At 58.8% G+C, this 19,317-nt stretch carries 15 protein-coding genes and 1 riboswitch; of the genes, 4 read left to right on the top strand and 11 right to left on the bottom strand.

What is annotated here, in order from left to right:
- The first annotated feature begins 13 nt into the window (after nucleotides 1-13).
- On the top strand, nucleotides 14-652 hold the full coding sequence (gene purN / locus GWQ31_RS00480) for a phosphoribosylglycinamide formyltransferase (RefSeq protein WP_271774581.1): 639 nt from the start codon (nucleotides 14-16) through the stop codon (nucleotides 650-652).
- A 117-nt stretch (nucleotides 653-769) separates the two neighbouring features.
- Here purN and GWQ31_RS00485 read toward each other — a convergent pair whose 3' ends face one another.
- The 5 genes from GWQ31_RS00485 to GWQ31_RS00505 form a co-directional block, all read right to left on the bottom strand.
- Complete coding sequence (locus tag GWQ31_RS00485) at nucleotides 770-1,531, bottom strand: Nif3-like dinuclear metal center hexameric protein (RefSeq protein ID WP_021139230.1); 762 nt, start codon at nucleotides 1,529-1,531, stop codon at nucleotides 770-772.
- A gap of 354 nt (nucleotides 1,532-1,885) precedes the next feature.
- Nucleotides 1,886-3,229, bottom strand: coding sequence for a sigma-54 dependent transcriptional regulator (locus GWQ31_RS00490; protein WP_275908396.1), 1,344 nt, complete (start codon nucleotides 3,227-3,229; stop codon nucleotides 1,886-1,888).
- The gene (locus GWQ31_RS00495; RefSeq protein WP_275908397.1) at nucleotides 3,226-4,260 is read right to left on the bottom strand and encodes a sensor histidine kinase; all 1,035 of its coding nucleotides are present in this window, start codon (nucleotides 4,258-4,260) and stop codon (nucleotides 3,226-3,228) included. The genes GWQ31_RS00490 and GWQ31_RS00495 overlap by 4 nt, the downstream gene beginning before the upstream one ends.
- 106 nt (nucleotides 4,261-4,366) lie before the next feature.
- On the bottom strand, nucleotides 4,367-5,788 hold the full coding sequence (locus tag GWQ31_RS00500) for a sigma-54 dependent transcriptional regulator (RefSeq protein WP_034523731.1): 1,422 nt from the start codon (nucleotides 5,786-5,788) through the stop codon (nucleotides 4,367-4,369).
- A gap of 266 nt (nucleotides 5,789-6,054) precedes the next feature.
- The gene (locus GWQ31_RS00505) at nucleotides 6,055-6,924 is read right to left on the bottom strand and encodes a DUF2726 domain-containing protein (RefSeq protein WP_005320184.1); all 870 of its coding nucleotides are present in this window, start codon (nucleotides 6,922-6,924) and stop codon (nucleotides 6,055-6,057) included.
- Nucleotides 6,925-7,114: 190 nt separating this feature from the next.
- Between GWQ31_RS00505 and GWQ31_RS00510 the strand changes: the two genes are divergently transcribed.
- The 3 genes from GWQ31_RS00510 to ppx all read left to right on the top strand — a co-directional run bounded on the left by GWQ31_RS00510 (nucleotide 7,115) and on the right by ppx (nucleotide 11,251).
- Nucleotides 7,115-7,627 (top strand): ACT domain-containing protein, encoded by a 513-nt coding sequence (locus GWQ31_RS00510; RefSeq protein ID WP_021139235.1) that lies wholly within the window; start codon nucleotides 7,115-7,117, stop codon nucleotides 7,625-7,627.
- A gap of 74 nt (nucleotides 7,628-7,701) precedes the next feature.
- Nucleotides 7,702-9,771, top strand: a complete 2,070-nt coding sequence (gene ppk1, locus GWQ31_RS00515) for a polyphosphate kinase 1 (RefSeq protein ID WP_275908398.1) — start codon at nucleotides 7,702-7,704, stop codon at nucleotides 9,769-9,771.
- Nucleotides 9,761-11,251, top strand: a complete 1,491-nt coding sequence (gene ppx / locus GWQ31_RS00520; protein ID WP_265462400.1) for an exopolyphosphatase — start codon at nucleotides 9,761-9,763, stop codon at nucleotides 11,249-11,251. Before ppk1 ends, ppx begins: the two co-directional genes overlap by 11 nt.
- 85 nt (nucleotides 11,252-11,336) lie before the next feature.
- Here ppx and mgtE read toward each other — a convergent pair whose 3' ends face one another.
- The 6 genes from mgtE to flgH form a co-directional block, all read right to left on the bottom strand.
- The gene (gene mgtE, locus GWQ31_RS00525; RefSeq protein ID WP_005320192.1) at nucleotides 11,337-12,680 is read right to left on the bottom strand and encodes a magnesium transporter; all 1,344 of its coding nucleotides are present in this window, start codon (nucleotides 12,678-12,680) and stop codon (nucleotides 11,337-11,339) included.
- A gap of 122 nt (nucleotides 12,681-12,802) precedes the next feature.
- Nucleotides 12,803-12,972, bottom strand: a riboswitch (M-box (ykoK) riboswitch).
- A 209-nt stretch (nucleotides 12,973-13,181) separates the two neighbouring features.
- The gene (gene flgL, locus GWQ31_RS00530) at nucleotides 13,182-14,390 is read right to left on the bottom strand and encodes a flagellar hook-associated protein FlgL (protein WP_265421219.1); all 1,209 of its coding nucleotides are present in this window, start codon (nucleotides 14,388-14,390) and stop codon (nucleotides 13,182-13,184) included.
- 4 nt (nucleotides 14,391-14,394) lie between these two features.
- Nucleotides 14,395-16,395: a flagellar basal body rod C-terminal domain-containing protein gene (locus tag GWQ31_RS00535; RefSeq protein ID WP_275908399.1), complete on the bottom strand. Its 2,001-nt coding sequence runs from the start codon at nucleotides 16,393-16,395 to the stop codon at nucleotides 14,395-14,397.
- 3 nt (nucleotides 16,396-16,398) lie between these two features.
- A complete protein-coding gene (gene flgJ / locus GWQ31_RS00540; protein ID WP_275908400.1) occupies nucleotides 16,399-17,490 on the bottom strand; it encodes a flagellar assembly peptidoglycan hydrolase FlgJ in 1,092 nt (363 codons plus the stop codon).
- A 43-nt stretch (nucleotides 17,491-17,533) separates the two neighbouring features.
- On the bottom strand, nucleotides 17,534-18,631 hold the full coding sequence (locus tag GWQ31_RS00545; protein ID WP_265462404.1) for a flagellar basal body P-ring protein FlgI: 1,098 nt from the start codon (nucleotides 18,629-18,631) through the stop codon (nucleotides 17,534-17,536).
- 8 nt (nucleotides 18,632-18,639) lie between these two features.
- The gene (gene flgH / locus GWQ31_RS00550) at nucleotides 18,640-19,311 is read right to left on the bottom strand and encodes a flagellar basal body L-ring protein FlgH (RefSeq protein WP_021139242.1); all 672 of its coding nucleotides are present in this window, start codon (nucleotides 19,309-19,311) and stop codon (nucleotides 18,640-18,642) included.
- Between the last annotated feature and the right edge of the window lie 6 nt (nucleotides 19,312-19,317).

A 19,317-nucleotide genomic window follows, 5' to 3' on the forward strand; every position in this document is an offset into this window, starting at 1 on the left:
AATGCCCTCCCCTATGAAACGCATCCTGGTGCTTGTCTCTGGCAGCGGCAGCAACCTGCAGGCCATTCTCGACAGTTGCGCCAGCGGCAAGATTGCCGGCGAAGTGGCCGGCGTCATCAGCAACAAGGCCGATGCCTACGGCTTGGTGCGTGCGCAAACGGCCGGGGTGGCGACCTCCATTCTGGCCCAGCAGCAGTTTGCCAGCCGGGCGGAGTATGACGTCGCCCTGCAGGCGCTGATGGATGACTATCAGCCGGATCTGGTGGTATTGGCCGGCTTTATGCGGATCCTGAGTGCCGATCTGGTGCGTCACTTTGCAGGGCGGATGATCAACATCCACCCTTCACTGCTGCCCAAGTATCAGGGCTTGCACACTCACCAGCGTGCTATTGATGCTGGTGATAGCGAGCACGGTGCCAGCGTCCATTTCGTCACCGAAGAGCTGGATGGCGGTCCCGTGATCCTGCAGGCTCGCGTCCCCATCTTCGAAGGTGACGATGTCGAGGAAGTGGCGGCCCGGGTACAGGTCCAGGAGCACAGCATCTACCCGCTGGTGGTGCAGTGGTTCTGCGAGGGAAGGCTGAGAATGCAAGGCGATACCGTCCTGCTGGACGGTGCCGCCCTTGGCCCCGCAGGTCATGCCTGCGAGTAACCGCCAAGCGCAGCATGTAAAATGTAACAAGGGAGGCTCAGCCTCCCTTGTCATTTCTAGCTACTCGCTCAATTGCTGCAATCATGTCCGATTACGCCGCTACGCGGCTAATCGAACTTACACCGGATTGTCGATATCGATAAAGGTGACATCCAGCCCCTGCACGGTCGCCAGCCACTCTCCCAGCGCCTTGATGCCGTAGCGCTCGGTAGCATGGTGCCCGGCCGCATAGAAGTGCATGCCCATCTCGCGGGCGGTGTGGATGGTCTGCTCGGAGGCTTCGCCGGAGATGAAGGCATCGATCCCCTGCTCCGCCGCCAGATTGATATAGCTCTGGCCACCGCCAGTGCACCAGGCCACGGAGCGGATAAGCTCGGGGCCTGTATCACCACAATAAAGGGGTTCACGACCGAGCCGTTCGGCGATGAGCTTCGCAAAATCGCGACCGCTCATCGGCTCTTCCAGCTTGCCCACCATGGCGACGCTCTTGCTGTTCCAGGGCTCCAGGCCACGGCGCACCTTGATGTCCAGCAGCTTGGCAAGCTGGGCGTTGTTACCCACCTCGGGATGCACATCCAGCGGTAGATGATAGGCAAACAGGTTGATGTCGTGGGTCAGCAGGGTCTTGAGGCGACGCTGCTTCATGCCGGTGATCTGGGCCGGCTCGCCGCTCCAGAAGTAACCGTGATGGACCAGAATGGCATCGGCGTCGAGGGCCACGGCCGCATCGATCAGAGCCTGACTGGCGGTGACGCCGGTCACGACCTTGCGAATGCGCGCGCGCCCTTCCACCTGCAACCCATTGGGGCAGTAATCCTTGATGGCGTGGGGTTCAAGTAGATGGTTGAGTACGGTTTCGAGTTTTCGATGAGAGATCATAGGGGTCCCTTATAAAGGCTCGGTCCCCTGCATCAACGATACGGCAGGGGCCAGGCTCAAACGCCAAGGACCCCATGATAATCGAGCCAGGCCGCCAAGACCATGACAGTTCCCACCCTCGGCACTCGAACGCAACGCCACCCTGACTGCACTGATAACCAAGCCGGACAGCCAGGGACAAGGGTATTGCTCACCCCCACCTTCCCGCAAACAGGCGACCCCTTCCTTTTGGGCAACAGGGTCAGACCATGAGGGTCACGACAGTTTCCACACCACCTTGCAACCCAGAGGGGCTCCCGGCCACCTGATAACCAGGCCAAGCAACCAGGGCCACGACGGGTTCGACCCCCATACTCAGGCGGGAAGATCTATCCCCGCCTCCCGCATCTGGGCCAGCTTGTAGCGCAGGGTGCGCGGGCTGATGCCGAGCCGGTCGGCTACCACCTTGCGGCTGCCGTTGCAGTCTTGCAGGGTGTCGAGGATGATCTGATGCTCCTGCTGCTTGAGCTCACTGCCCAGATGCTCGCTGCCGCTGATACGGTCGCTGCCAGTGAAGCGGATCTCCTCTTCGTCCACCTCTTCCAGGATCAGGTGCTCGCAGCCAATGAGGCCATCCGGGCTCAGGATCAGGGCACGTTGTACCACGTTGTCCAGCTCGCGCACGTTGCCGGGCCAGGCGTGGGCCAACAGACGTTCGCGAGCCCTCTCTGCCAGCTGCGGCGTCGGCAGCCCCTGCTGGCTGGCATGCAGTGCCAGCAGGTGTTCCGCCAGCGGCAGTATGTCGCCGGGCCGCTCCCAGAGCGCGGTCCAACGCAGGGGGAAGACGTTGAGACGGTAGTAGAGATCCTCGCGAAACAGGCCGTCCTGCACCGCCTTCTTGAGATCCCGGTTGCTGGTGGCGATGACCCGCACATCGAGGGGGATCATCTTGCGACTGCCGAGCCGCTCTACTTCTTTTTCCTGCAATACCCGCAGCAGCTTGGCTTGCAACCCCAGATCCATCTCGGTGATCTCGTCGAGCAGCAAGGTGCCGCCCTGGGCCTGCTCGAACTTGCCGGGGCAACCCTGCACGGCACCGGTGAAGGCCCCCTTCTCGTAGCCGAACAGGGTCGCCTCCAGCATGTTTTCCGGGATGGCGGCGCAGTTGATGGCGACGAAGGTTTGTTCGGCGCGGCTGGAGTTGTCGTGAATGTAGCGAGCCAGCACCTCTTTACCGGTACCGCTCGGGCCAGTCACCATGACAGTGGCTTCGCTTCTGGCCACCCGGGTCGCTAGTTGGAACAGTTCGGCGGTCTTGGGATCCCCGTATACCACGGCGCGCTTCTCCACTTTCTGGGCCGGCACATAGCGGCTGACCTGATTGAGCAGCACTTCGGGAGAAAACGGCTTGGCGAGATAGTCGATGGCGCCTTCCCGCATGGCGCGCACGGCACCGTCGATGTTGGCGTAGGCCGTCATCAGCAGCACGGGGATCTGCGGATATTGCTGGCGGATAGCGGCCAGCAGGGTCAGGCCATCCATGCCCCCCATCTGGATATCGGAGATCACCATATCAAAGCTTTGGCGCGACAGAGCCAACAGGGCGCGTTCGCCGCTGTCCGCTTCACGACACTCGTAGCCGCCGAGCAAGAGTGTATCCACCAGCGCTTCGCGCAGGCCATTGTCATCTTCTACGACCAGAATACGGGCCTGAGTCATGCGACACCTCCAAGCTGCATCGGTTGCTGATGCAGAGGGAACGACAGAGTAAAGCAGGTGCCTTCAGTGGGCACTGAGGCCACACTGACCTCCCCCTGATGGGCACGCACCACAGATTGCACCACCGCCAGGCCCAGGCCAGTGCCCTGGGAGCGGGTGGTGAAGAAGGGTTCGAAAATCTGGTTGAGCAGGTGAGCGGGCATCCCCTTGCCATTGTCGAGGATGCGCATCTCCACCCGGGCGCCGCTGCGCACCGCACTCACCAGCAAGGAGGTGGCCCCCGCCTGCTGGGCGTTGGCGATCAGATTGTTGATGGCCCCCGCCAGTGCACTGCTGTTGGCAAGCAGGCACAGATCCGGCTCCGGCGCCTCCATGTGCAACTCGCAGCCTTGCTGGTTGCAGAATGCCTCGGCACCGGCCTGTACCTCGGCCAGCAACCCCTGTACCGAGATGGGGGTCACCACCTGGTTGTCACCGTTGCGAGCGAACAGCAGTATGTCGTTGATCTGTTTCTCGAGATCTTGCAACCTGGCCATCAGCTTTTGCTGGAACTGGCTGCGGGACTCGGGTTTCAAGGTGCGGTTGGCAAGATTGGCCGCATAGAGCATGGCGGCAGAGAGCGGTGTGCGGATCTGGTGGGCCAGCGAGGCCGCCATGTTGCCAAGGGCAGACAACCGCTTCATGTGGTTGACTCTGTCCTGCAGTTTGCGGGTTTCGGTCAGATCCGTGATGAATACCAACTGGCCGGGTTGATCCGGCAGCGGCTGGGTCGAGAGCTGCACCCGCCGTCCGTCACGCAGGGAGATCTCGTGACCGTCATCCTCACGGGGCTGGAAGCAGCGGTCGATGATCTGGCGCCAGGACTGACCTTCCAGCGGCTCCCCCAACAGTGCCAGGGCTGCCGGGTTGGCACGGGTGATGCGACCCTCGCCATCGAGCAGCAATACACCGGTCGGCAGCGCCGTGAAGATGGCATAAAGCTGGCTCACCTCGTGAGACTGGAGTGGATTGTCCTGCTGCTGGGCTGTCATAAACCTGACCTCAAACTGGCGATTAGGTCAGGTTATTCAATTTCCATGCCACTAAAAATATCACTATAAATCAAAGCCTTGAACATAAGCGTCAAGGCTTTGACCTTTAGACTTCCTTGCTCATCCCGTACTTTTTCATCTTCTCCACCAGCGTGGTACGGCGCATGCCGAGCAAATCGGCGGCACGGGCCACGACACCATCCTGGGATTCCAGCGCCTGGCGGATCAGCTCCACCTCCAAGTCGGCCAGCATCTCCTTGAGATTGACCCCCTCCTCAGGCAGCTGCATGGCGCGGGCGTGACTGTTGTGCATATCCAGCTCGGGCGGATCCTGGAACACGGCGGCCAGCGCATCGCGCTCGTCCATTTCGGTCAACCGCTCATCCCTCGGCTCACACGGCAGCAGACGATAACGGCTCGGCAGGTCGGCCACATCGACGATCTGTTGCGGGTAGAGAATAAGCAGCCGCTCCAGCAGGTTGGAAAGCTCGCGCACATTGCCGGGCCAGGGGTATTGCATTAGGGATTCCATGGCGCGCTGGGTCAGGCGAATGATGCCATGATGCTGCTCGGCATGACGGTTGAGCAGCTCCTGCAGCAATAGCGGAATGTCGTCGACCCGCTCCCGCAGCGGCGGCGTCTCGATGGGAAAGACATTGAGGCGATAGTAGAGATCCTCGCGAAAGCCCTGGGTACGGATCATCACCTCCAGATCCCTGTGGGTCGCCGCTATGATGCGCACGTCCGCCTGGATCGGCTTGCCACCGCCGACCCGATCAAACAGCCGCTCCTGCAACACCCGCAGCAACTTGACCTGCATCGGCAATGGCATGTCACCGATCTCGTCGAGGAACAGGGTGCCACCCTGTGCCAGCTCGAAGCGGCCGCGACGGGAGGCGATGGCGCCGGTGAAGGCCCCTTTTTCATGACCGAACAGTTCGCTTTCCAGCAATTCGGCCGGGATGGCGCCGCAGTTGATGGGCACGAAGGGACCGGCACAGCGTGAAGAGAGTTCGTGAATGGCGCGGGCGACCACCTCTTTACCCGTCCCGGACTCACCCAGGATCAATACGTTGGCGTCGGTTTCGGCCACCTGGCTGATGAGGCGGCGCACCTCCTGGATGCCACGCCCCTTGCCCACCAGCAGACGCAGCAGGGCCTGGCCCTTGTCATGGGTCTGCTGGCGAGGATGCAAGGAGACAAATGCCTGACAGAAATGCAGATACCGAGTGAGGGATTCGTAGGTGAAGGGAGCTTCGGCGACACCGATGAAGTTGCTGTTGGGGAAATCAGCCGGAACCAGCGACAAAAACGGAATGCGGGGAAAGAGGGTCAGCAATTCGTCCAACGGACGACCTGTCAAGGCACCGGCCAGCACCCCTTGCAGCGGGCCGGACGTTTCGATGGCCACATCCAGCTCGCTCTCGGCAATCTCCTGCCAGGGGATCCCCATAAACGAGAGCACAGTGCCCAACTGTTGGCGCCGCTGCGCATCGGCATCAACAATCAATACTCCCATCGCCATCATATCCATCCCTCTTATAATAGACGTAACTTATTGTTTTAATGTGCTTCTGTGGTCAAGCCACGCACCTTATGCAGGTCGCACAAAGTGCCAAAATTCCGACGCATTGTCAAAATTTGTCGCATTTGACTTAAGTTTATCGACGCAACTGCGTAATAAGATAAATTTTGTCGCCTCTTTTTTGATGAGGCATGGGGCGCTACCGCGAGGCAGGGATATTGACTGCATGTTTCCGGCCCAGTGACAGGCCGGGAACATGCAACAAGGGATCAGTGACGGGCGTTGGTGTGGGGGGCGGCGTAGCGACACTCGGGGAAGCGGCTGCACGCCATGAACAGGCGACCGGCATGGGGACCTTTTTTGGCCTCCCGTTCCACCAGCGGCGCATCGCAGCGAGGACAATGGGGTGCCTGGTGCGAATGCGAGTCCTCTTCGTCCTCCACTTCGGCAAACAAGTTATCCACCAGCTCGCTGTCGGCGGTCGAGACCAGTGCACTCCTGACCGGCGTGGTGATCACAGGGGACGAGCTTGAAGGCGAGCGTCCCCCATGGCGGGTCTCGTCCATGTCGACACCGTCCAGCAGCAAGGGGCTGAAGGTTGGCTCGCGGCGCTCACCCGGCATCACATTGTCGACCAGCGGTGCAGTTGTCTTGACCAGCAGCGGCAGGATCTGCTCGCGCAGCTCTTCCACCTGATAATGGGCACTCGCCGGGATCTGCAGCAACGGCAAACCGGCACTGTCGCAGGCAGTTTTCAGGAAAAGGTCGCGGGCCTTGCGTTTCTGATGTCGATGAGAACTGTCATCGAGCTCGATGGCGCAAATAAAGGAGAGATCGGCCGGGTGGCAGAGCAGATAATCCAGGTGCTTGGCGCTGATCTTGTTGAAGTGTTGCTGCCATTTGCTTTTGCCAAGCCCTGCCTGTGGCGTCAGCACATCGGCCACCCTCACCTTGGCAAAGACCCGGGCCTTGTCACCGACTGCCAAGTCCAGCACACCGAGGAAGGAGCGCTCGGCCGGGCTGAACAGGGCCTCCTGCAGATCATAGGGCAACGCCTTGCCTCTCTTGCTCCTGGTCCAGAAGACCACCAGCAGGAGCAGCACCAACAACACCAATCCCGATACGACAAGGGTATTCATGAATGCACTATCCAGTTCACAAAACGAAAGAGGGCATCACTCTACCACAGGGGTCAGATACCCGGCAGCGCTGAAACGTGGCACAAACCTCCCCTCTGGTTTTTTTCAGCCTGTTTAGGCCGAACGGGGCTTCATATGGCCTGCCACAGCAGGCACAATGCTACAGAAACCCAATTCCAAGGAGAGCAGGATGCAGAAGCAATTGGTCGTGACCGTGATAGGTACAGACAAACCCGGCATAGTCGAGAGTCTGGCGGATGTCATCACACAGCAACAGGGCAACTGGCTGGGCAGTTCCATGAGCGAGCTGGCCGGGCAATTTGCCGGCATCCTGCACGTCACTGTGCCCGATGAGCACTACCGCAGCCTGTGTGAGGCCTTGGTAATGTTGCCCGGCCTCACCGTCAGCTTTGCCGAAGGCCAGCTCGGCCAGGAACCGGAACGCCAGGTCATGCTCAGCGTCACCGGCAACGACAGAGCAGGGATAGTGCACGAAGTGGCCAGCATACTGCGCCAGCTCAACATCAACGTGGCCGATCTCACCACGGGTTGCGAACCTGCGCCCCACTCGGGCGCCCCACTCTTCTATGCTCACGCCCTGGTGGCCCTGCCACCCCAGCTGGAGCTGGACGATCTTGTGGCGGCACTTGAATCTCTATCTGACGATCTTGTCGTCGATATCGACCAGGCTTTCACCGACTGAGCGGATTGTCATCAATCTGTCATATTCACACGCCATAACTGCCGCGCAGACGCGACCTGATACAGAGGCATTAGATGAGCACCGACAAGCAGTATGAAGAAAAAGAGCTGAGCTGGCTCTCATTCAATGAACGGGTGTTGCAAGAGGCGATGGACAAGACGGTGCCCCTCATAGAGCGGGTCCGTTTTCTTGGGATCTTCTCCTCCAACCAGGACGAGTTCTTCAAGGTGCGGGTGTCGGACGTCAAGCGCCGTATTCTCATCAATGAAGTACACGGCGGCGGTGACGAAGCCAAAGTGCTGCTGCGCGCCATCCAGCAGAAGGTGATGGCGCTCGGCGAAGCGTTCGACAACACCTACAAGGAGCTGTTGATCGCCCTGGCCCGCCACAACATCTTCTTGGTCAACGAGACCCAGATCTCCGAGTCAATCCATCAGTGGTTGCGGGTCTTTTTCAGAGAGAAGGTACTGCGCCACATCATTCCTATCCTGCTCAACAAAGAGGTCAACCCGGTCAAGTTCCTCAAGGATGAGTACACCTATCTGGCCATCGAGATGAAGAAGAATGGCCAGGTGATCCAGTACGCTCTGGTGGAGGTACCGACCGATGATCTGCCCCGCTTCTTCCAGCTGCCTCCGGAAGGCACCCGCCGCAAGAAGCAGATCATCATTCTGGATAACGTCATCCGCTTTTGTCTCGACGAGATCTTCAAGGGCTTCTTCGACTATGACGAGATTGCCGCCTACGCGGTGAAGCTGACCCGGGATGCCGAGTATGACCTCTCCGATCAGCTGGATCTCAGCCTGGTGGACAAGATGAGTGACGGCTTGAAGCAGCGTCTCACCGCCATGCCGGTGCGCTTCGTCTACGAGCGGGAGATGCCCGCCGCCATGATAAGCTTCCTCAAGCTCAAGCTGCAGATCAGCTCCTACGACGCCATCATGCCGGGCGGGCGTTATCACAACTTCAAGGATTTCATCGGCTTCCCCAACGTGGGCCGGGACTATCTGGAAAACCCCAAGCTGCCTGCCCTCGAATGCCGCGACTTTGACGGCTTCGTCAATGCCTTTGATGCCATCGCCAAGCAGGACATACTGCTCTACTACCCGTACCACAAGTTTCATCACTTCACCGAGCTGGTGCGCCAGGCGGCGTTCGATCCTGCGGTCAGTGCCATTCGCATCAATATCTACCGGGTCGCCAAGAAGTCGCGCATCATTCACTCCCTCATCGATGCCGCCAACAACGGCAAGAAGGTGACAGTGGTGGTGGAGCTGCGGGCCCGTTTTGACGAAGCGGCCAACATCGACTGGGCCAACATTCTCACTGACGCCGGGGTCAAGGTGGTGTTCGGGGTGCCGAGCCTCAAGATCCACTCCAAACTCTGTCTCATTACCCGCCACGAAAATGGCGAGGCGGTGCGCTACGCCCATATCGGCACCGGCAACTTCAACGAGAAGACGGCCAAGATTTACACCGACTTCTCCCTGTTGACCCGCCATCCGGATATCACGGCCGAAGTGGAAGGGGTGTTTGAATACATCGAGTACCCCTATAAGCGTTACAAGTTCAACCACCTGCTGGTCTCCCCCATCAACAGCCGCCGTCAGCTCTATCGGCTGATCGACAACGAGCTCACCAACGCCAAGGTGGGACAGCCCAGCGGCATTATTCTCAAGATCAACAACCTGGTGGACAGGGATCTCATCAACCGCCTCTATGCCGCCGGTCAAGCGGGGGTACACATCCAGATGATCATCCGCGGCATGTGCGCCCTGCGTCCCGGCGTGCCGGGCTTGAGCGAAAACATCAAAGTGATCAGCATCATAGACCGCTTCCTCGAACACCCGCGGGTCATGGTGTTTCACAACAAGGGCAACCCCCAGCTCTATATTTCCAGCGCTGACTGGATGAGCCGCAACATCGACGGCCGAATTGAGGTGGCCACGCCCATCTATGACGAGCGCCTCAAACAGCGCATCATGGACATTCTCGAGCTGCAACTGAGCGACACCTGCAAGGCTCGCGTCATCGATGCGGATCAGAAGAACGAATATGTGAAGCGGGGTAACCGCCGCAAGATCCGTTCCCAGGTCGCGATTTACGACTACCTCAAACGCATAGAGTCAAACAATGGACAATAGCCTGTACGCCGCCGTGGATCTTGGCTCGAACAGTTTTCATATGGTGATCGCCCGCCTCAACGAGGGGCGTATGCAGATAGTTGATCGCATCAAGGAGCGGGTTCGGCTGGCGGAGGGGATGGATGAGCAACGTCGCATGTCGGCAGAGGCCATGGGACGTGGCCTCGACTGTCTCGCCCTGTTTGCCGAACGACTGACCAACATCAAGCCGGATCACATCCGTATCGCCGGCACCTATACCTTGCGCCGCGCCAGCAATGCCCGCGAGTTCGTGCGCGAGGCGGCCACTGTGCTCAACCATCCCATCGAGATCATCAGTGGCCAGGAGGAGGCGCGTCTCATCTATCAGGGCGTCGCCCACACCCAGCATATTGAAGGACAAGTTCTGGTGGTGGATATCGGCGGCGGCAGCACAGAGCTCATCATAGGTGAGGGGTTCGACAGCAAGGCACTCACCAGCCGCAAGATGGGCTGTGTCAGCTTCACCCAGCATTTCTTTGCCAACGGCAAGCTGAGCGAGAAGGCCTTCAACGCCGCCGTGCTGGAGACCCAACATCAGCTCGCCCCCATCATCAACCAGTATCGCAAGTTGGGCTGGCAGAGCTGCCTGGGCAGCTCCGGCTCCATTCGAACCGTGCGCGACGTGCTGCAGGGCGAAGGCTGGACCGATGGCAGCATCACATTGGCGGGACTGGAACGTCTCAAGCGAGAGATGCTCGACCACAAGCGGGTCGATCAGTTGAAACTCGCCGGCCTGACCGAGGAGCGCCAGGAGGTGTTTGCCGCCGCTGTGGCCATACTGCTTGGACTCTTTACCTCTCTGCCCATAGAGAGAATGGAGTATTCGGACGGTGCACTGCGCGAAGGGTTGCTGTATGAATTCGAGGAGCGCTTGCAGCACCACGACATTCGCGAGCGTACCGCCCTGGCCCTCTCCACCCACTATCGCATCGACAAGCGCCAGGCCAATCGGGTCGAGCAGAGCGTACTGACCCTGTTCGATGCGCTGAGCGGTCCCTGGGAGATGCCGGAGGAGCCCTATCGCGCCATCCTCGGCTGGGCGGCGCGACTGCACGAGATTGGTCTGGCCATCAACTACAGCGGCATCCATCGCCACTCCGCCTATATCTTGCAGCACACGGATCTGCCCGGCTTCAACCAGGACGATCAGGCACTGCTGGCGGCACTGGTGCGGTTTCAGCGCAAGGGGCTCAAGCTCTCCGAGCTCCCTCCCCTGCCCAACCACGACGAGCAGACCGTGCTGCGTTGCATTCGCATCCTTCGCCTCGCCGTGGCGGCGCACCACAGGCGCCAAGACAACCTGTTGCCGGAATGGAAGGTGCAGGCAGCCGAAGATCAGCTGGTGGTCACCCTGCCGATCGATTGGTGCGACGAGAACCGCCTGCTGATGCAGAACCTGGAGAAAGAACACCGTTATTGTCAGGAGCAGGGGTGGCCGCTGCTGTTTCAGCTGAGCTGATCCCCTTTCTCCACCCCGTAAACAGACAAGCAAAAAGGCAGCCCAGGCTGCCTTTTTGCTGTTATCCACTCGTTTTAACGGCGGCTTACTGCAGCTCGGGCAGCAACCACTTGGCCATCTCGAAGTAGATGATGAGGCCGGTACCGTCCACCAGGGTGGCGATGAAAGGAGCAGAAACAACAGCCGGGTCAATCCGGAAGCGACGCAGCACCATGGGAATGATGGAAGCAACGGTAGCGCTCCAGAGCACGATGGCGATGATGGTCAAGGTCACAACCATACCGATCTCGGGGCCGACACCCAGGCTCCAGGCCCGGATCCATGCCGCAACCGCAATCGCTGCCGAGATAAGCAAACCGGTGGAGAGTTCCTTTTTCAAGACGGTCCCCAGGTTGCGCATGCTCACCTCACCCACCGCCATGGCCCGCACTATGGTAGTGGTGATCTGGGTACCACTGTTACCACCGGTACCGATCAGCAGCGGTATGAAGAAGGCCAGCGCAATGGCGGCTTCCAGCTGCTCTTCGAATGCCCGCAGTACTGTGCCCGTATAGGCTTCTGCCACAAACAGGATAAGCAGCCAGCCCACCCGCTTGCGCCACAGTTGCCAGGGAGTCGCCTGCAGATAGGGCGTATCGAGCGGCGACGAGCCACCCTGCATCTCGGCATCCTCTGTGGACTCAAGCTCCAGGATGTCGGCAGCATCGTCCACGTGGAAGATACCCACCAGCTTGCCCTTCTCCTCTACCGGTAGCGTCGAGATGTCGCGGTCAATCAGCAAACGGGCAGCCATCTCCTGATCCGCACGTGCATTGATGCGCACCGTATCCCTGTCCATCAGGTCGCTGACGGGCAGTTGGGGATCGGCAATCAGCAAGGATTTGAGCGCGATACTGCCGAGCAGACGATGCTCAGCATTGACCACATACAGGTTCTGGAACAACTGGGCATTGTCCCAGGCATCGTGGATCAACTGCTTGGCACTGCCCACCGTCTGCTGATCGCTGATGGCCAGAAACTCATGGCGCATGTTGGCGCCAACCGATTCGGGTGGCCAGTCGAGCAGGGAGTAGAAGGTGGACTGAGCCGGCTCCGGGAAGCGAGAAAGCAGCATGGTGCGCTCGCTGCTGCCCAGTCGGCGCAGTATGTCCAGCATATCACGACGAGGGATAGCCCCTTGCAACACACCGATAAGGCTGGCATGCAAGCGCAGCAGCAGACGGCCGGCAACGTCGGCCGACAGTGAGCTCAGCAGGGCCGCGCCTTGTTCAGTGGGCAGGGTATCGAAGATACAGTTGAGCTCTTCCGGACGCAGGGTCAGCAGTTGATCGGCGCGCTGAACCGGATCCAGATTATTCTCCAGCCAGCCCTGCAGGGCGGCCAGATCGAGCAGTTGATGACGATTGAGTAGAGTCTGTGTTTTCTTCATCACAAGTGACCTCATGTGATTTCAGGCAGGGCCTGAGCGCGATCGGATATCCGGTCGCCGTCTGAAAGAAAACAGCAATTTGATTGACGAGTAATAGGCAGGAAATGACGCCGTCCGGCGTGTCATCATCCCCACGTACCAGCTTTAGCACTGCATAACGTATCCGGCATGCCGGAAGCCACTTGGGTTTACACCTTAATCCGATGAAAACTGTCCTGATCTTGGGCGTCTCTGGACGTCGTGAGATCAGTGGCCTTTGTTTATACAGGAGCCTCGCCTAACGAGATGCTGCAAAAGTACGCACAACCCTTTGTTGTGCGGGCTGCATAATTATCGAATGCTCAATACGAGTCAAGCCACCAGGACAAGGTAATTGGCCTGCTGCAATATCTTGTTACAATTAGGGCGAGAGTGGATTCATATGGGGGTTGGCAGTGGATATTCAGCAAATGGGCCCTGTCACCTGGCAATGAAATTGCGGTGACCGGGCCCGTGAAAATATCAACGAATATAATCAAACAGCGTCAGTTTGCTTATTTTGCTGAAAGAGAGCTGGGAGGCACTCAATGCCGCATCCTCTTTTGACAGTGTGGCGATCACTTCATACAAATCCGCCTCGGATACCTTGGCCCTGGCTTGTTGATTGAGGGTACTCAAACCGTCGTTAGAGCCAAGTACCTGCTCCAAACTGTTCATTCTGCCGCCGATCTCACCCAACCCCTGATCGACATTCAAGCGGGCATTCTTCATGTGGGAAGTCGCATCCGCGACTTTTATCTGAAAATCGTCCGCTGAAATATTTGGATCACGCAGAGCGGTAATAAAGTCGGACATACCATCCAGAATATTGTTGTTCTGGGGGGGATCCAGTACGAAGTCTTGTGCCGCACCGCCTGCAGGCAGATCCAGGGTCAGCTCCAGGCCATTGAAGGGGATCTTGTTGCCCGCGACATAATCACCACTTTGCAACAGGGTGCCGCCGCCATCCCGTATTTCATACGTATCCGGCGTACCCGCGGCCGTGGTTACCGTATATTGGTTGCTGGCAAGGGCTGGATCATAATTATTGCGATAAAAACTGTCGAAGTTTCCCTGATCGGCCACCCCGACTTGAATATTGGCACTGGCAGCACTGCCGGTTCTGCGGGTAGCGACTACCTCAAACAAATTGAAGCCAGAATCATTGGCTGCAATTTGCACCGTCGGTGACACCTGAATATTGCGCTGGCCGGTATCTCCCTGAAAGAGATAATTCCCGCTGGCGTCTTTGATAAATGGCTGGGTCTTGCTCTGGTTGCCACCAAAAATAAACTCGCCCTGAGAGTTCTTGCTGTTCATCAGGTCAAACATCTGTTTTTGCAACCCTTCCAGCTCACTGGCAATCGCCAGACGGTCATCTGCGCTCACCGCAGAGTCGTTGGATTTCTGGATCAGGGTCTGGGCACTGGTCATGGCGTTGTTGAGCGCGGTCAACACCGTCTCTTCATGACCCAGGCTGTTCTCAAGCAGGCTGCCATTGACGCCATACTGCTTGAATAGATCGATCTCCTTGGTCAACGCCATCTTCTGGCTCATGCCGGAGGGGTCTTCCCCCGAGGTCTTGAACTTGTCCCCGCTCTGCAGCTGTTCATAAGCCGTGCTCAACCTTTCGTTGGCATTGTTCAGCGAGGTGATATTCCGGCTATAGACCATGTTGGTGGTAATACGCATGCACTTACCTCACTGAAGACAACAGGGTATCGAAGATGGTTTTGGCGGTGCTGACCACCTGGGCCGATGCCGCATAAGATTGCTGGTAGCGGATAAGGTTGGCCGCTTCCTCCTCCAGGCTCACGCCAGAGACGCTCTCGAAAATACTGGTGCTCTGGCTCAATTTTGTTTCGTTGGCCTTGAGCAAGGTCTTGGCCTGGTTGGTCTGGTTGCCTATCCCTGTCACCAGGCCCGAGTAAGCCTCGTTGAAGGTCATCTTGTCATTGCTGGTGCCGGCGTTGGTGCTCTTGCGCACCAAGTCCTTGTTTTGCAGCTCCGCCAGAGCCAACCCGTTGGCGTTGTCGGCAAAACCATCCTTGTTGTAGCTCAGGGTGAAGCTGTCATTGGCCCTTACCGTACCTGTGATGCTGAACTCATAGCCAGGCGACTGGGTCGGATCGGCATATACCTTGGGTCCCCCCAACGGGCTCTCGATGGCAGCCATCAGATCCTGTCCCTTGCTTGAGGCCGGCGCCACACCGATGAGGGTAGTGCCATCTGCCGCATAGACTTCGTAGTTGCCGCTGCCATCTATCTTCACCACCTGGGGCGCTGCCGGATCCAGCGTATTAGTGCCAAAACCCGAACCCGTGCCTGTATTGAAGACGCCGCCAAGCTTGATCTCGGCAGAACCGAAGTTGTCCTTGTGCTTGTCAACCTTGAGGGGGGATGCCAGCGCCAGATCCTCCGGGCGGGTGGCCAGCTGGCCCAAGCCAGCGGCAGCATGTTTGGTCGGTTGCAGCAGGATCCTGTCCCCTGCAGCGGGCGTACCAGAGAGGTCGATCTGAATGCCATGCCCGGCAACCTCGAAGGTAGCCGGTGGTGTGCTGCCAGTTGCCAGCGAGGTGCGATTGCCATCCTTGTCCAGCGAGAACACCTCGTAACCGGTGGCGCTGCTGAACTGTACCTCGTAATCAAAGGTGGTGACCTCGGTGCCTTTCCCGGGCACGAAGCTGACTTTGGCGGCTCCGGTGCCGGTGTTCTGCTCATAGGTCAGCCCATCGCTGGAGGTAAGAGAGAAGAGATCCCCCCCCAGCTCGTTATCCAGATCCATTCCCAACCGGTTCTGCCGGTTCATGGCATCGGCCATGGCCGCCGCCAACTGACCGAGCTCACGCTTGCTCGGCTCCAGATCATTGCGAGCGGAAAACAAGCCCCCCACCCCGCCACCTATGTCTTTGTCATTGATGGTGGTTTTATTGGCCCCCAGAGTCAGCTGCAGCTCGGACTCCCGAGAATCCGGGTTACCCGACACAACGCTGAACTGGGCGACCCCGCCATTGAGGACCAGCGAGTGGCCCGTTCTCATGTTGACCAGCATGCTGCCATTGGCCTGAGGCACTGTGCTGATCTCCATTTTTTCGGAGAGCTGGCGAATGGCTTCATCCCGCTGATCGAACAGCATCAGATTCTCTTCCGGCGTTCCCTGGGTGCGGAGGATGGCCTGATTCAGATCATTGATGCTGTTGATGAGGTTGTTAACCTTCTTGGTCTCGTCACCTATGGTGGTGTTGATGGTGTCGGTCTGCTTGTCCAGCTGGGCTGACAGGGTATGAAAGCGGTTTACCATGCCGCTGAGCTCGCTCAGGGTGGTCTTGCGGCCGGCGATGTCGGCGGGAGCCTCGTTGGCGGTATGGAACGCCTTGAAATAGGAGGTAACGGCTGCACCGACACTGTTGCTGGCATCCCCCAGCAAAATGTCGGTATTGGAGAGCTGCTCGTAGCGACTGGCCGAGGCGTAATAGGCGGACGTATCACGGCGCACCTCACCCTGGGCGTAGGTATTGATGACCCGATCGGTCAGCATGTCACCCGTGCCCATACCGACGGAATTGGTATAGATCAGCGTACGCTCACGCACATAGCCCTGGCTGTTGACGTTGACTATGTTGTTGCTGGTGGTCTGCAGCAAGCGTTGCTGTGCCAACACACCCGAGGTACCAATTCCAAGCAGATCGCTTGCCATGACTTACAGCTCCATTTCTGTGTTGGTGGTAGCGGAGTAGCCAGCAATGGCATCACTGCGCAACACCTGTTTCAGTTTCCTGGCGTACTGGGGATCCGTGGCATAGCCCGCCTGTTGCAAGGCTTCGAAATAGCGATCCGGACTGTCCACCTTGGCCAAGGCCCCCTTGTAGCGAGTGCCCGAGGTCAGGAAATCCACATAGTCGTTGAAGCTCTCCTCAAACGACTCATAAGAGCGAAACGCCGCCTTCTGACGTGACGCAACCCCTTGTTCATACTCCAGGGTGCTGACCACCGCCTTTGGGCCTTGCCAACGCGGATCCGCCTTGATGCCGAACAGGTTGTGGGTTATCTGCCCCTCCCCATCCTTGATCACCCGCTTGCCCCAACCGCTTTCCAGTGCCGCCTGGGCCACCAGCACCGCCGGGCTCAGGCCCAACTTGTCCGCCGCCTTTTTGGCAAGGGGCATAAGCCGATTGACGAACTCTTCCGGGGTCTCGAACACCTTCGTCGTCTTGTCCAGCGCCTTGGGTCCCCGTACAGCACGACCCTCTTGTACCAGCCCCATGGGGGGGACGGTGCGATGAATGCGATGCGATGAGGCCAACGGCTGGGCAGTCTCACCCATCTCTTTATCAGCAAAATCTTTGCCAACTTTTGAAGCCGAGATGAGATCGTTGGCTGCCGAGGTGGGTGGCTGGTAGGGTTTATAGACCCGTTCGGTACGCTGCGGCAGCTTGAGTACGCGGCCATCGTGACGGGTAAAAGTCTCGGGGGAGAACTGCTTGATCACCATGTCGGCCAGCCCCATGCCACCCTTGCTGGCCATGTCGGACACACGCTGCTCATCCAGCATGCCTTCATAGAACTGGGTATAGCTGCTGCTCATGGGATTGTCCTGGGTCAGCACCTGATTGGCCTGGCGCATCCCCTTGAACAGGGTCTGGGTAAAGATGGATTCAAACTGGCGAGCAGCGCTTTGCAGTGCGGCAGCCTGCCCATCCTTGCTCTGGCTCAACTGACGCAGGCGATCCAGGTTCTTGATATCCTGCACCATGCCCATGTTCATGCCGCTGTTGGTGTCAAACTCTGCCATTTTGCTTACCTCATTGCCGCCCGTGGCAACCCCTTGCCGCTTGTTACAGTATGACCAGCTGACCTTCGATGGCGCCTGCCTGTTGCAACGCCTCCAGGATCGCCATCAGATCGCCGGGAGCCACCCCGACCTGATTCACCGCCCGGACCAGATCATCCAGCGTCGCGCCAGTATCGAGCTTGAACATGCGCCCCGGCTCTTGCTGGACATTGATGGTCGAGTTGTTGGTCACCGCAGTATTTCCTCCCGCCAGTGGATTGGGCTGGGAGACCTGCTGGTTCTCGGCGATGGTAACCGTCAAGCCGCCATGGCTGATAGCCGCAGGCTTGAGCCGCACCTTGCTGCCGATGACAATGGTGCCAGTACGGGAATTGACGATGATCTTGGCCGACTCACTGGCGGGATCCACTTCCAGATTCTCTATGGTCGCCAGATAAGAGACCCGCTGGCCTGGATCCCGCGGTGCATAGACCTTGACCGAGGTGGCATCGAGTGCCTGCGCCGTGTTGGGCCCCACCAGATCATTGACCACATCCGCCAGGCGGCGAGCAGTGGTAAAGTCCGGCCGATTCAGGTTGAAGGTGATGGTATCCCCCTGGCCGAAGGAATTCGGTACCTCCCGCTCCACGGTCGCACCGTTGGCGATACGGCCCACGGTCGGCGTATTGATCACCACCTTGGAGCCGTCGGCCCCTTCGGCTCCGAGGCCCCCCACCACCAGACTGCCCTGCGCCACCGCATAGACACGCCCGTCCAACCCCTTCAGGAAGCTTTGCAATAGGGTGCCGCCCCGCAGACTCTTGGCCTCACCGATGGCCGATACGGTCACATCTATGGTCTGGCCCGGCTTGGAGAAGGGGGGCAAGTCTGCATGGATGGCGACCGGCGCCACGTCTTTTATCTTGGGCTTGATGTTGTCCGGCACCTTGATACCGAAGTTGTTGAGCATGGTGCGAAACGTCTGTTCGGTGAAGGCGTTGTTCTTCTCGCCAGTACCGGGCAAGCCAACGACCAGACCGTAACCAATCAACTGGTTGTTACGAACGCCTTCCACCGAGCTGATGTCCTTGATTCGGGAGGCGTGGGCCATTCCCAAAGGCATCAGGCAGCAGATCAGGGTCACAAGACGGAGTGACGTCATAACATCTCCTAAAGCGGCCACCAGGGGCCATTGAAAAAGCTGGTAAGCCACCCTTGCTCCTGGCTGTTGGCCAGATCACCGGTACCACCGTAATGGATACGGGCATTGGCGACCCGCTGTGACGACACACTGTTTTCGGACGTCACATCTTCGGGCCGGATCATGCCGGTGATCCTGATGTATTCGTTGCCATTGTTGAGCATGATCCACTTCTCGCCGCGCACCACCAGATTGCCATTGGGCAGCACCTTGGCCACGCTCACCGAAATATTGCCCTGCAGACTGTTGCTCTGGTCTGCCTTGGCCTGCCCCTTGAAGGCGCTGTTCTGGCCCAGCGACGCCGACAGATCATAAGGACCTGCCGTGACCGGCACTCCGCCCAGCGTAACGGGCTCCATGCTCAGCTTGTTATCCTTGCCACTCTGGGTGTTGGCTTTCTTGGAGGCAGAGGTGGACTCTGCCAACTCTATGGTGATGATGTCACCCACTCTGTGCGCCTTGATGTCCGAGTAGATGCCGTTGACCTGATCGGGCTGAAAAATGGCCCCTGTAGGTCTGACCGACACGGGATCCGACTCCCCGTAAACGGGGGCAAACTCGGGATCATCGGGCTTGGCGGTATTGAGCGTGCTGCTGCAACCTCCTAGCGCCAGCAGTCCCAGCATCCATATGGTTTTCATCATGCG

The organism is Aeromonas sp. 2MA4, assembly GCF_029237305.1.
GTDB lineage: Bacteria > Pseudomonadota > Gammaproteobacteria > Enterobacterales > Aeromonadaceae > Aeromonas > Aeromonas salmonicida.